The sequence below is a fragment of the Microbispora sp. NBC_01389 genome (assembly GCF_045040095.1).
Lineage (GTDB): Bacteria > Actinomycetota > Actinomycetes > Streptosporangiales > Streptosporangiaceae > Microbispora.
This window is the reverse complement of record NZ_CP109552.1, coordinates 3,267,502-3,280,875: the sequence shown is the minus strand read 5'-3', so window position 1 is coordinate 3,280,875 and position 13,374 is coordinate 3,267,502. Positions and strand designations below refer to the sequence as shown.

Below are 13,374 nucleotides of genomic sequence, written 5' to 3'. Positions count from 1 at the left end.
TCCCGTGCGCCGCCCGGGCGGAGGACCCCTGGGACGAGGCCGGGACGAGGCGTGGCAGGCTCCGTACAGGAAAGAGCCGCGTACGGGAAAGAACGGCAGCCATGCCGGCCGTGCCGCCAAGGAGGAAGCAGATGCGAGAGGACGGCGGGGAGGGGCTGCCGGCCCGTCCGGGGCCGGTCACGCGGTTCCGCGTCCGGAGGGTGTCGGGATCGGCCGTACACGACCGGCGGGACGATATCGCCACCGAGGAGCCCCTGGAGATCCGGCTGCTGGCCGCGGGCGGCGACGCCCGCACGGTGGCGATCACGATGCGGACGCCGGGCGCGGACTTCGAGCTCGCGGCGGGGTTCCTGCACGGCGAGGGGATCATCGGCCCCGGCGGCATCGCCGCCGTCGGCTACTGCACGGACGAGGACCTGGACCCCGAGGCGCGCTACAACACCGTGACCGTACGGCTCACCGCGCCCGAACTGCCCGACATGACCTCCGTCCAGCGGAACTTCCTGACGTCGAGCGCGTGCGGCGTCTGCGGCACGGCCAGCCTGGACGCCCTGCGTGACCGCTGCCCGGCGCCGGCCGTCCGCCCGCCGGTCGGCGTGTCCGCCACGACCCTGTACGCCCTGCCGGACCGGCTGCGCGCGGCCCAGGGGGTGTTCGGCCGGACGGGCGGGCTGCACGCCGCCGGGCTGTTCACGCCCGAGGGCGCTCCCCTGGCCGTACGGGAGGACGTGGGGCGGCACAACGCGGTCGACAAGCTGGTCGGCTGGGCGCTGATGGGCGGCACGCTCCCCCTCGACCGGCACGTCCTGCTGGTCAGCGGCCGCGTCAGCTACGAGATCATGCAGAAGGCCGCGAGCGCCGGGATCCAGATCGTCTGCGCCGTCTCCGCGCCCTCGTCGCTCGCCGTCGACCTCGCCCGCGAGTTCGGCGTCACGCTCGTGGGCTTCCTGCGCGACGAGCGCTTCAACGTCTACGCCTGCCCGGAGAGGATCGACGTCGAGCGGGAGCCGTCGGTCCCGGCCGCTCCCGCACAGTGACACTTCGCGGCTGACCGGCGTGCGGGCGCGCGTTCTTACCGCGCCCGCACGCCGGACCGGCCGGTCAGCCGGTGTTCTGCAGGCCGGCGGCGACGCCGTTCACGCTCAGCAGCAGCAGCGTGGACAGGCGCTCGCGCTCCTCCTCCGACAGGTCGGAGGACGCCCGCAGCGCCGACAGCGCGCGCAGTTGCAGGTGGCTGAGCGCGTCCACGTACGGATCGCGGAGCTGCACGGCCCGCGAGAGGACCCGCCGGTTCTCCAGCAGGCGCGTGTGGCCGGTCACCTCCAGCACCAGCCGCCTCGTCAGGTCGTACTCCTCCAGGACCTGCTCGGCGAAGTCGCTCCGCCCGCCCAGCCCCAGGTAGCGGGACGCGATGGCCCGGTCGGTCTTGGCCAGCGACATCTCCGCGTTGTCCAGCAGCGCGGCGAACAGCGGCCACTCCCGGTACGCCGCGCGCAGTTCGGCCATGCCGCCGTCGGTGACCACGGCGGCGAGGCCGCTGCCGAGGCCGTACCAGCCGGGGAGGTTGACCCGGGTCTGCGCCCACGAGAAGACCCAGGGGATGGCCCGCAGGTCGTCGAGCGAGCGGGGCGCGCCGAGGCCGCGCCGTGCGGGCCGGGAGCCCAGCCGCAGCGAGCCGAGCTCCTCCAGCGGGCTGACCAGCGCGAACCACTCGGGGAAGCCCTGGGCCTCGGTCAGCCCCCGGTACGCGCGCTCGGAGGCCGAGGCGACGAGGTCGGCGAGTCGGCGGAACTTGGCCGCCGCCTCGGCCGTGCTCGACTCCACCGCCGAGGTGGACGCCAGCAGCACGGCGTTGGTGACCTGCTCGATGTGGCGCTTGGCGATGGCGGAGTGGCCGTACCGGGCGAAGATGACCTCGCCCTGCTCGGTGACCTTGAACCGGCCGGCCACCGACCCGGGGGCCTGGGCGAGCACGGCGCGGTTGGCCGGGCCGCCACCGCGGCCGAGCGCGCCGCCGCGGCCGTGGAAGAGCGTGAGCCGGACGTCGTTGGCCGCCGCCCAGGCGGTCAGCGCCGCCTGCGCGTCGTACAGGCGCAGGGTGGCCGCCGCCGGGCCGAGCTCCTTGGCCGAATCGGAGTAGCCGAGCATGACCTCCATGCGCCGCCCGTTGGCGGCGAGCCGCCTGCGCACCGGCTCCAGCGCGGCCATGCCCTCGAGAACCGTGGTGGAGTTGTCGAGGTCCTCCCCCGACTCGAACAGCGGAACCACGTCGAGCACCGGAGCCCGGTCACCCAGGGCGTGCCGGGCCAGCTCGTAAACGGCGGCGATGTCCTCGGACGATCGGGTGAACGAGACGACATACCGGGAGCAGGCGGTCACGCCGAAGCGCTCCTGGATCCAGCCGATCACCCGGATCGTGGCCAGGACCTCCTCGGTGCGCTCGGACAACGTGCCGGACGCGATCTCCCGCAGCGCCGCCGCGTGGACCGCCGAGTGCTGGCGCACCTCCAGCTCCGCGAGGTGGAAGCCGAAGGTCTCGACCTGCCAGATCAGGTGCTGCAGCTCGCCGTACGCCTGCCGTACGGCGCCCGCGCCGCGCAGGGAGTCCTGCGCGAGCCGCAGGTCGGCGAGCAGCTCCGCCGGGGCGCGGTAGGCGAGATCGAGGTCACGACGGCGGGTCGCGGCGATCTTGGCCGCCACGAACATCAGCCACTGGCGGTGTGGCTCCATCGGCGAGCGGGTGGCCATCTCCGACACCAGGTCGGGGTGGTCGTCCTCGGCCTGGGCGAGCGCCGCTCGCAGCCCGGCGGACGGCGGCGTGAAGATCCCGGCCAGGGTCAGCGACCTGCCGATCCTGGTGGTGGCGTTCTCCAGCGCGATGAGCACGTGCTCGGCCTGGATCTGCATGGCCTCCCTGGTCACCTTGGCGGTGACGTTGGGGTTGCCGTCGCGGTCGCCGCCGATCCAGCTTCCGTAGCGGATGTACGCCCTGGCCTGCGGCTCCCGCGTCCCGGTGCCCGGGCCGAGCGCCGCGTCGAGCGACCGGTAGATCAGCGGCACCGTGCGGAAGAGCGTCTCGTCGAACGCCGCCATCGCGGTGCGGACCTCGTCCAGGGGGTCGAGTTTGGTGTGCCGGAGCTGCTCGGTCCGCCAGAGGAGGTCGATCTCCTCCAGCAGCCGCCGGTGGGCCTCCTCGCGCTCGGCGGCCCCCCGTCCCGGCATGTTGTAGGCGTCGAGTTGCGCGCTGATCCGCTGGATGGCGGTGACGATCGCGCGGCGCCGCGCCTCGGTCGGATGCGCGGTGAGCACCGGCCGGAACTCCAGCCCGTCGATCAGCTCCTGGAGGCGGTCGTCCCCGCGCAGGCGCTGGACGGCCTCGGCGAGCGACTCGCGCAGCGGCACGTCGTCCTGGTCGCGCTGCCGGAGCGTACGCACCCGGTAGTGCTCCTCGGCGAGGTTGGCGAGGTGGAAGTAGCAGGTGAAGGCGCGGGCGATGTGCACGGCGCGGTCCACCGGCCATTCGGCGACCAGGGTCGCGACCTCGTCGGCGGTCGTCTCCCGGCGCCGGGCCGCGATCACCGCCTTCCGGAGCCGTTCCACGTCGGCGAGGAGGTCGGGGCCGCCGTGCTCGGCGATCACCTGACCCAGCAGTCCACCCAGGAGGCGCACGTCCGCGCGGAGCTCATCCGGCATCTCCGCTACGGCGTTGTGTCGTTCGGCAGGAGCGATGGCGGCCATGGTTGGAAGGCTAGCGAATGACGCTCCGCGCCCCGAGGGCGGTCTCACTAATTGGACTAGACCACTAAAAAGGGACAGATCAGATTGTCCCGACGACCGATCCGTTACGCGACAGAAGGGGCAGAAGACGCAGTCAGGTGGGGCGGGAGACGGCGGCGAGGAGTTCGGGCAGCCGGGCGAAGCCGATGCCGGCCGCGAGCCGGCGGCCCGCCCAGGCGACCGCCACGCCGTACGGCACCGCGAGCACGGCGAGCCAGGTCGTGCCGAGCAGGACCGGCAGCACGACGGGCAGCGCGAGCGCGGCGACGGCGAGCATCGTGGCGAAGGCCGAGACGAACGCCTGCCCGCCCTGCCCGGGCGCGGCGCCGCTGAAGGCGTTGAGCCGGTCGGGATAGGTGTACGGGACGGTCACGCTGGTGAGCGCGCCGACTCCCATGCCGACGCCGAGCACGCCCCACGCGGTGAGCGCGGCGGCGGGGGCCCAGGCGGCGTCACCCGCCACCAGGGCGGCGGCCAGTGACGCCAGCGCCAGCAGCGGCACCGCGATGACCGCCATGGCTAGGTGCCGCCCGGCGAGGTCGGTGCGCAGGTCGCGGGGCGTGCCGAAGGTCACCGCGTTCAACCACAGCGACCTTCCGTCGATGCCGAAGGAGTTGGCCGACTGCAGGCCGATCACCAGGGCGGCCAGGCAGGCGGGGCCGATCGCGGACGTGGGCCCCGCCGAGACGCCGGGACCGTGCAGGGAGAACATGACGACCGCGCTCACGAAGATCGCGGCGATCCAGTTCACCCGGCCACGCGGCTCCCTCCGGGCATACCTCAGCTCCTTGGCGACGACGGCGCCGATCACGCCGCCCGGCAGGAGTCCACCGGCCCAGGACCGGCGCACCGAGCCGCCGCTCTGGTTGGAGGAGTCGGGCCGCACCAGCGCGTGCCGCAGCGCGGTGATCCACAGCCATCCCAGCACGACCACCGTCACCGCGACGACGACCAGGTCGGCCGCACCGGCGAGCCCGCCGTCGGCGATCGCGTGCGCGGCCAGGCCGGGCGGCGTCCAGCGCAGGACGTCCGCCGCCGACGCCAGCATCCCCGCCGGGTCGCCCGGCAGCCGCTGGTTGAGCAGCAGGTTCGGCAGCTGGACGAACAGCACGCCGAAGACGGCGGCGACCGCGAGCACGTCGCGGCCCCGGCGGGTGCGCAGCGCGCCGGACAACGCGGTGGTCACCAGCCGGGAGGCCACGATGCAGAAGGCGAACTGGAGGACCACCGCGGGCACCCCGAGCAGCACCCCGCCCGGGCCGTGGGCGAGCGCGACCACGCCGCCGAGGAGCGCGACCAGCGAGGCGATCGGCCACGGCCCGGCGGCGGACGCGGCGAACAGGCCGGTCGCGAGCTGCCGGGTGGTCAGCGGGAACAGGGCCAGCCGGGCCGGGTCGAGCGTCTCGTCCAGGCCGAAGGCCATCAGCGGCACGACGATCCATCCGGCGGCGAACATCGCGAACACCACCGGCACGGCGTCGAGGGCGATGTCGTGCGGCGCGAACCGCAGGAGTGCCAGCAGCCCGAACCCCGCGACCGCCATGAGGACCGCGGCGAGCAACGAGAAGGCGAACCCCAGCTGCCTGGCGGTCTCGCCGCGCAGGCCCCCGCGGACGAGGCTGAGCTTCATCCGGACGAACAGCCACGTCATGGCGCGCTCCCCGGTCCGGTGGTCCGCGCGGTCAGGAGGCCGAGGTGCCCAGCCACGACAGGCCCTCCTCCCCGTTGCCGCGCGCGCCGACGAGGTCGAGGAACGCCTCGTTGAGCGTGCGGCCCCGCCGTACGTCGTCGAGCGGCCCCTGCGCGACGACGAGCCCGCCGTTCATCACCGACACCCAGTCGCACAATCGCTCGACCAGATCCATCACGTGACTGGAGAAGACGACGGTGGAGCCCGAGGCGGTGTATCTGCGCAGCACCTCGGCCAGCGTGTTGGCCGAGACCGGGTCGACGCCCTCGAACGGCTCGTCGAGGAACAGCACGCGGGGGTTGTGCAGCAGCGCCGCCGCGAGGCCGATCTTCTTGCGCATGCCGGTCGAGTAGTCGACCACCAGCTTGTCCTGGGCCTCGACCAGGTCCATGACCCTGAGAAGTTCGTCGGCGCGCCTGCCGGTCTCGTCCAGGGGGATGCCCCGCAACTGGCCGCCGTACAGCAGCAACTCGCGGCCGGACAGCCGTTCGAACAGCCGCAGGCCCTCGGGCAGCACGCCGATCCGCGACTTCGCGGCGACGGGATCGGCCCACACGTCGTGGCCGTCGATCTCGATCCGCCCGCCGTCGGGGCGCAGCAATCCGGTGATCATGCTCAGCGTCGTCGTCTTGCCCGCGCCGTTGGGGCCGACCAGGCCGGCGAAACCGCCCTCCGGCACCACCAGGTCGACCCCGCCGACGGCCACCTGCCGCCCGAAGCGCTTGTGCAGGCCCTGCGTGCGTACGGCGTCAGCCATCGCGTCCCCTTCTCCGCCGTCGTAATGAAGGCCTGGTCATGAAGGCCTGATCGTAAAGCCGAACGAACGACACGCCACCTCCGTTCCTCCCGGGCGGCTTCCGGCCGCGCCCCGGCGCGACCTCGCGGCGGGAGTCTCGTTAACCTGTCGGCCATGGATCCGACGCGGCCGAAGCTGATCGCGGGGCCCGGGGCCGCCGAGCATGCGAGGAACGGTGAGGGACCGATGAGCGCGGAACGCGCCCACGAGATCGATATCCACACCACCGCCGGCAAGATCGCCGACCTGGAGCGGCGCCTCGGCGAGGCGGCCCACGCAGGCTCCGCGCGGGCGGTGGACAAGCAGCACGCCAAGGGCAAGATGACGGCCCGCGAGCGGGTCGCGGCCTTCCTCGACGAGGGCTCGTTCGTGGAGTTCGACGAGCTGGCCAGGCACCGGGCGACCGCCTTCGGCCTGGACCGCGAGCGCCCGTACGGCGACGGGGTCGTGACCGGGTACGGCACGGTGGACGGCCGCCCGGTCGCGGTGTTCGCGCAGGACTTCACCGTGTTCGGCGGCTCACTGGGCGAGGTCTTCGGCGAGAAGATCGTCAAAGTGATGGACCACGCGCTCAGGACCGGCTGCCCGGTGATCGGGATCAACGACTCGGGCGGCGCGCGCATCCAGGAGGGCGTGGTCTCCCTCGGCCTGTACGCCGAGATCTTCAAGCGCAACGTGCACTCCTCCGGAGTGATCCCGCAGATCTCGCTGATCATGGGCCCGTGCGCCGGCGGCGCGGTCTACTCCCCCGCGCTGACCGACTTCGTCCTGATGGTCCGGGAGAAGTCGCACATGTTCATCACCGGGCCGGACGTCATCAAGACCGTCACCGGCGAGGAGGTGACGTTCGAGGAGCTGGGCGGGGCCCACACGCACAACTCCCGCAGCGGCGTCGCCCACTACGAGGCGGCCGACGAGCAGGACTGCCTCGACTTCGCCAGGGCGCTGCTGTCGTTCCTGCCGTCCAACAACATGGACGACCCGCCGGCCTTCGAGGCGGAGGCGGTCCTGGAGACGACCGACGAGGACCGGGTGCTCGACACGCTGATCCCCGACTCGGCCAACCAGCCGTACGACATGCACACGGTGCTCGAACACGTCCTCGACGACGGGGAGTTCCTGGAGATCCACGCGGGCTTCGCGCCGAACATCCTGGTCGGCTTCGGCCGGGTCGAGGGGCGTTCGGTGGGCGTCGTCGCCAACCAGCCGATGAGCTACGCCGGGACGCTCGACATCGCCGCCTCCGAGAAGGCCGCCCGGTTCGTCCGCACCTGCGATGCCTTCAACATCCCGGTGCTGACCTTCGTCGACGTGCCGGGATTCCTCCCGGGCACCGACCAGGAGTGGAACGGCATCATCCGGCGCGGCGCCAAGCTCCTCTACGCCTACGCCGAGGCGACCGTGCCGCTGGTCACCGTCATCACCCGCAAGGCGTACGGCGGGGCGTACGACGTCATGGGGTCCAAGCACCTCGGCGCGGACGTCAACCTGGCCTGGCCCACCGCCCAGATCGCGGTGATGGGGGCGCAGGGCGCGGTCAACATCCTCTACCGGCGCGAGCTGGCCGCCGCCGACGACCCGGACACGGCGCGGGCGAGGTTCGTCTCCGAGTACGAGGACACGCTGGCCAACCCGTACCTGGCCGCCGAGCGCGGCTACGTGGACGCGGTGATCCGGCCGTCGGACACCCGGGTCCGGATCGTCCGCGCGCTGCGGGCACTGCGCAACAAACGGGCTGTCCTGCCGCCGAAGAAGCACGGGAACATCCCGCTGTGAGCGCTCGCGAGCCGTACCTGGAGATCATCCGGGGGGACGCCACCCCGGAGGAGACCGCCGCCCTGGTCGCCGCCCTGGTCGCCGCGCTGCCGGCCCGGGCGTCGGTGCGCACCCCCCGGGAGGCCCGGCCCGTCACCAGGGGAAACTGGAGGTACGCGGGGCGCGGCATGCGCCCGGCGCTGCCGCACGGCCCAGGGGCGTGGCGCTCCGCCTTCCTCCCCGGCAGCCGATAGCCGAGAGCCCGGGATCAGCCGGGATCGGCCGGGGATCAGCCGGGGATCGGCCGGGAATCAGCCGGGGACCCCAGCCTGATTACATCGACGGAACCGGGTGTCAACTGGCCCAAGAGTTGGGACTATCTAGAAAGCGGGGGAATATAGTCGCCTGATCATCTAGTGACGAGTCCTGGAGGACACCATGGCCATCCCGGACTTCAGCGCACATGGGATTGCCGCGAAGTATGCCGTTCTGGTGGACGTGGGTTACCTTTACGCGGCCGCCGGTGAAGTTCTCTTAGGCGCCAAGGAGCGTAAGGAGTACCGCGTCTCCGCGGACGAGTTGATCCAGGCGCTGCAGAAGCACGTCGTGCAGAGCATCTCGGGTGAGCTGCTGCGAGTCTACTGGTACGACGCCGCACGCGACCGGGTGCCCACGGTGGACCAGCGGGTGATCGCCCAGCTGCCCTGGGTGAAGGTGCGGCTCGGCAACCTGAACGCCCGTGGTCAGCAGAAGGGCGTGGACGCGCAGATCCGCAGCGACCTGGAGGCGCTCGCCCGGCACCACGCCGTGAACGACGCCGTGCTGATCGCCGGAGACGAGGACATGGTGCCCGCCGTGGAGGCCGCCCAGGCCTACGGCGTGCGCGTCCACCTGTGGGGCGTCGAGCCGCCGTTCGGGACCAACCAGGCCGAACGGCTCGTCTGGGAGTCGGACACCGTCGAGATCCTGAGCGCCGACTTCCTGCGTCCGTTCTTCACCCGCGCTCCCGTGCCCGTGTCCGTCCCGCCCGCGCCGTCGCCCGCCCAGGTCTTCGCGGGCCGCGCCAAGCCGATGCCGCCGAAGACGCCGGTCGGCCAGACCTCCAAGCTGGGCCCGGGCCGGCCCCACGTGGAGGAGGTCGGCGAGCACGTCGCGCAGAAATGGATACTGACGCGCGGCCGGGACAACATCCGCGACCTGCTGCCCGGCCCGATCCTGCCCACGGTGATCGACACCGAACTGCTCATCGAGGCCGAGAAGGAACTCGGCCATTCCCTGCGGCCCTATCCCGAGGCCCGCGTGTGGCTGCGCGACGGCTTCTGGGCCCGGGTGTACCGCGAGTTCGACCTCGGGGTCGGCATCTCCAGCAAGTGACGGTCAGGTCCGATTTCCGCGAGCCCGCATCGGTGGCCTGGGCATACCGTCGTGCGTGTGACCACCACACGACAGCTCGACTTCGACGCGTGCTACCTGGCCGTGTCCGCCCGGGACTCCCGCTTCGACGGGCGTTTCTACACGGCTGTCACGACCACCGGCATCTACTGCCGCCCGATCTGCCCGGCCCGCACCCCCGGACGGGCGAACGTCCGCTTCTACCGGCACGCCGCCGCGGCCGAGGCCGCCGGGTTCCGGCCCTGCCGCCGCTGCCGCCCGGAGCTCAGCCCGGGCGACCCCGGCTGGGACGTCCGCGCCGACCTGGTGGGACGCGCGCTGCGGCTGATCGACGACGGCGTCGCCGACGACTCCGGCGTCGCGGGGCTGGCCCGGCGCCTGCACGTGACCGAGCGCCACCTGCACCGTCTGTTCGCCGCCGAGCTCGGCGCCGGGCCGCTCGCCGTCGCCCGCACCCGGCGGCTGCTGCTCGCCAAGCAGCTGCTCACCGAGACCACCCTGCCGATCACGGACGTCGCGTTCGCCGCCGGGTTCGGGAGCGTACGGCAGTTCAACGCGGCCATGAAGGAGTCGTACGGCTTCGCGCCGGGTGAGCTGCGCAAGGGCAACGGGCCGGTCGGCGGCGGGGGTCACGGCGGGGGGCAAGGCGGGGGGCACTGCTCCCCCGCGAGCGGCCTGACGCTGCGGCTCGGCCACCGGCGGCCGTACGACGCGCAGTCGGTGCTGCGCTTCCTCGCGGCCCGGGTAATCCCGGGGGTGGAGGCGGTCCGCTGGGCGGGCGCGGACGTCGCGGCGTACACCCGAGCCGTTCCGGGCGGCTCGATCACCCTGCGGCCCGCGGCGGACCACGTCAGGCTCACCGTGCGGACCACCGAGGCCCACCGCCTGTCGCCGCTGGTGGCGCGGTGCCGCCGGCTGCTCGACCTGGACGCCGACCCCGGGGCGGTGCGGGAGATCCTCGGCCGCACGTCGCTCGCGCCGCTGGTCGAGGCCCGGCCGGGACTGCGGGTCCCGGGAGCGTACGACGGGTTCGAGGCGGCCGTCCGGGCCGTCGTGGGGCAGCAGATCTCGGTGGCCGGGGCCCGCACACTGCTCGGCCGCATCGCCGCCCGCGCCGGCGTCCCCGCCGTCACCGACCCGAACCCTTCCTCGGAAGCGGCGAACGAGACCGCGCTGCTGTTTCCCACCGCCGACCGGCTGGCGGGCGCCGATCTTCACGGCCTCGGGCTCACCACCCGCAGGACCGCCACGATCAGGGCGCTGGCCGAGGAAGTCGCCTCCGGCGAGATCGACCTCGACGGCGCCGGAGACCCCGCCGACACCACGGCCAGGCTGCTGGCGATCCCCGGCATCGGCCCGTGGACCGCGAGCTACATCGCGCTGCGTGCGCTGCGCGACCCGGACGCCTGGCCCGAGGGCGACCTCGTGCTGCGCAGGACCATGGACCGGCTCGGCATCATGGCCGGCGAGAGCGAGGAGTGGCGGCCCTGGCGCGCGTACGCGGCGGTCCACCTGTGGAGCCACACCGCGCAGCGGACCCCGGCCTCAGCCCTCACCCCGGACACGCACCCGGGCACGGGCCAGCCCGAGCCTGGGACACCGACCAAGGCACAGCTTCAGCCCAAGGACACCACATGGACGTGACAGAACCGATGATCCTCACCCAGATCGTGCCCACCCCCGTGAGCCCTCTCGCCCTGCTGGCCCACGACGGCGTGCTCGTCGCCGCGGGCTTCACCGCCGACCCCCGCGAGATGTACGCGCGGCTCTCGCCGTCCCTGCGGACGCTCCCCCTGCGGGAGGACGACCTCGGCGACGCGGCGCTGGCCGTCCGCGAATACCTCGACGGGAAGATCGACGCGCTCGACCGGGTCCCGGCCGAGCAGCCGGGCACCCCCACCAGACAGCGCCTGTACGAGGCGCTGCGCGCCGTGCCCGCCGGGACCACCGTGTCGTACGCCGTGCTGGCCGAGCGGGCGGGGCTGCCCCGGACCGCCGCGCGGGCCGCCGGATCGGCCTGCGCGCAGAACCTCGTCGCGCCGTTCGTGCCGTGCCACCGCGTGCTGCCCTCGACCGGCGGTTACGGCGGCTACTACTACGGAACGCCGGTCAAGGAGTGGCTGCTCGCCCACGAGTCCGGCGTGACCGCTTGAGCCGAGCCGCCCGGTGAGCCGGGCGGCTCATCAGTTCTGGACGACGCTCTGGACCTCCCCGACGGGCACGTCACGCTGGGCGTTGACCTGGATCGGCGCGTAGGCGAGCGGGGCGTAGATGAACGGATCGACGGCGCCGCCGCCGAGGTTCTGGCCGTTGCCGACGACGTCCCAGGTGGTCGTCACGGTGAGCGTGTAGACCTTGTTCGGCTGGTCGATGGAGGAACGCAGGTAGCGCACCCCGCATGGAGGGTCCTCGTCCGAGCCCTTCGCGGAGCCCTTGACGTACGGCTCGCCGGTCTCGCCGCACCCCTTCTCGTAGACCGTGGCCCGTTTGTCGTCGGTGCCGGCCTCGATGTGCATGCTGTTCTCGGCCGGCGTCGCCGTGACGGTGGCGGACATGACCCCAGGCAGCGTGGCGGTGACGGACCTGGGGGCCTGGTCGGCCCCGGCCAGCCAGACCCATGTCCCCAGGTTGACATAGCTCTTGGCGTCCGGGCTCAGTTTGATCGTCGGCTCGGGGACGGTCAGCGCGGCCCGGGCGAGCTCCCTGAGCTGCTCGAACGTGATGCCTCCGGGGGGCGTGCCCCCCTCCGGCACCCACACGAGCGGGTCGCGCCCGGCCGCGCACGCCTCTCCCTTGGGGTCGCCCGCGTTGTAGGCGATGCCCCACCACTGGCCCTTCTCGTCGAGCTTGCTGGAGAACTTGTCGAGGTCCGGCCGGTAGTCGCCGCCCGTCTCCACCGACTCCTTCTTCTCCCGCGCCTTGAGGTCACGCGCCTGGTCGGCCGTCATGTTCGGCTCGTACCAGCATGGACTGGGCATCTGGTAACCGTTGCCGTTGCCGCCGATCCCGCTGCCGGACAGCGTGATCTGCGAGTTGGTGAGCTTGACGCCGGCCTTCCTGTCGTGCTGGAAGGCCTCGCCGTGCGGCCCGTCGCCCTGGTCCGCCGCGGCGGGCGGCGTGGCGAGCGGCGTGAGAACCGCGAGCATGCCGCCCGTCAGCAGGGAAATCACCGCGATTGTCGGTCTCGTGCTCAACGGAGGCACTCCTTAGCGCGCTCGTCCGGATAGTCGGCGTGGTGGTACATGGCGATTCGCCAGGCGCCGTCGTCCCCGCGGCGCAGCCCGGCGTTCTGCAGGAAGACCGCTCGCGGGCGTTTCACCCAGGCGGGCTGGGCCGCCAGCGGGGTGCCCTCCTCGTCGGTCAGCCGGACACCGGTCAGGTCGACGCAGGCGTTCGCCTCGGCCCCGCGTCCCATGATCGCGGGCACGGTCATCGAATAGATCTTGGCGACGCCCCGGGCCGAGCGTCCGTCCTTGAGGAACCCGTGCACCCATTTGTCGGCGTCACGGAAGGCCGACGACTCCGGGTGGAGCCCCTTGGTGTACGACCGGTCCGCGCCGGAGGTGCCGACGGCCCGCCACTGGGCCGTGAAGTCGTCGGCGAACGCCTTGACCACGGCCGACCGCACCGGGTCGAGCCCTCCCGGCCATTCGATCTCGATCCGCAGGCCGGGCGCCGCCGTCACGACGCCGTCGCCCGTCCCGTCACCCGTGTCGTCGCCGGTCACCCCGGTCGTCGCGCCTGCCGCCGCGGCGGGCGCCTTCGCGCCGCCGCCCGGGGTGAAGCCGTGGTCCGCGCCCGGCGCCGAGCAGGCCGACGTGAGCAGCGCGCAGGCCGACACGAGCAGTGTGGCCGCCGCCGTGGCGAGTGCCGGACGCGTCAAAGGGGTCCTCCGCTGTACGCGATCCCCCGCCGGGCCCACCCTAGAAGGGGTCGTCGGCGATGATCCAGCGTCATGCGCGAA

At 72.8% G+C, this 13,374-nt stretch carries 11 protein-coding genes; 6 read left to right on the top strand and 5 right to left on the bottom strand.

All coding sequences use genetic code 11. The features are described 5' to 3' along the window. Positions 1–131: 131 nt before the first annotated feature. The gene (gene fdhD, locus OG344_RS14950) at positions 132–1,037 is read left to right on the top strand and encodes a formate dehydrogenase accessory sulfurtransferase FdhD (RefSeq protein WP_327043871.1); all 906 of its coding nucleotides are present in this window, start codon (positions 132–134) and stop codon (positions 1,035–1,037) included. 64 nt (positions 1,038–1,101) lie between these two features. Here the strand turns inward: fdhD and OG344_RS14945 are convergent, their stop codons facing one another. From OG344_RS14945 to OG344_RS14935, 3 genes are all read right to left on the bottom strand, one after another. Continuing rightward, a complete protein-coding gene (locus tag OG344_RS14945; RefSeq protein ID WP_327043870.1) occupies positions 1,102–3,738 on the bottom strand; it encodes a phosphoenolpyruvate carboxylase in 2,637 nt (878 codons plus the stop codon). 133 nt (positions 3,739–3,871) lie between these two features. Continuing rightward, positions 3,872–5,428 carry a hypothetical protein gene (locus OG344_RS14940; RefSeq protein ID WP_405088725.1) on the bottom strand — a complete coding sequence of 519 codons (1,557 nt, stop codon included), beginning with the start codon at positions 5,426–5,428 and terminating at the stop codon, positions 3,872–3,874. Positions 5,429–5,459: 31 nt separating this feature from the next. Then, on the bottom strand, positions 5,460–6,224 hold the full coding sequence (locus OG344_RS14935) for an ABC transporter ATP-binding protein (RefSeq protein WP_327043868.1): 765 nt from the start codon (positions 6,222–6,224) through the stop codon (positions 5,460–5,462). 225 nt (positions 6,225–6,449) lie between these two features. Between OG344_RS14935 and OG344_RS14930 the strand changes: the two genes are divergently transcribed. The 5 genes from OG344_RS14930 to OG344_RS14910 all read left to right on the top strand — a co-directional run bounded on the left by OG344_RS14930 (position 6,450) and on the right by OG344_RS14910 (position 11,563). Next, positions 6,450–8,039: an acyl-CoA carboxylase subunit beta gene (locus tag OG344_RS14930; RefSeq protein ID WP_405089096.1), complete on the top strand. Its 1,590-nt coding sequence runs from the start codon at positions 6,450–6,452 to the stop codon at positions 8,037–8,039. Next, entirely contained in the window at positions 8,036–8,272 is a 237-nt protein-coding gene (locus OG344_RS14925; RefSeq protein WP_405088724.1) for an acyl-CoA carboxylase epsilon subunit, read from the top strand. The genes OG344_RS14930 and OG344_RS14925 overlap by 4 nt, the downstream gene beginning before the upstream one ends. A 184-nt stretch (positions 8,273–8,456) precedes the next feature. Further along, positions 8,457–9,392: an NYN domain-containing protein gene (locus tag OG344_RS14920; protein WP_327043866.1), complete on the top strand. Its 936-nt coding sequence runs from the start codon at positions 8,457–8,459 to the stop codon at positions 9,390–9,392. Between the two features lie 57 nt (positions 9,393–9,449). After that, positions 9,450–11,054 (top strand): DNA-3-methyladenine glycosylase 2 family protein, encoded by a 1,605-nt coding sequence (locus OG344_RS14915; RefSeq protein WP_405088723.1) that lies wholly within the window; start codon positions 9,450–9,452, stop codon positions 11,052–11,054. Then, the gene (locus OG344_RS14910; protein WP_405088722.1) at positions 11,045–11,563 is read left to right on the top strand and encodes a methylated-DNA--[protein]-cysteine S-methyltransferase; all 519 of its coding nucleotides are present in this window, start codon (positions 11,045–11,047) and stop codon (positions 11,561–11,563) included. Before OG344_RS14915 ends, OG344_RS14910 begins: the two co-directional genes overlap by 10 nt. Positions 11,564–11,593: 30 nt before the next feature. Here the strand turns inward: OG344_RS14910 and OG344_RS14905 are convergent, their stop codons facing one another. Next, positions 11,594–12,613 (bottom strand): hypothetical protein, encoded by a 1,020-nt coding sequence (locus tag OG344_RS14905; protein WP_405088721.1) that lies wholly within the window; start codon positions 12,611–12,613, stop codon positions 11,594–11,596. Further along, positions 12,601–13,293: a hypothetical protein gene (locus OG344_RS14900; protein ID WP_405088720.1), complete on the bottom strand. Its 693-nt coding sequence runs from the start codon at positions 13,291–13,293 to the stop codon at positions 12,601–12,603. Before OG344_RS14900 ends, OG344_RS14905 begins: the two co-directional genes overlap by 13 nt. Positions 13,294–13,374 lie beyond the last annotated feature (81 nt).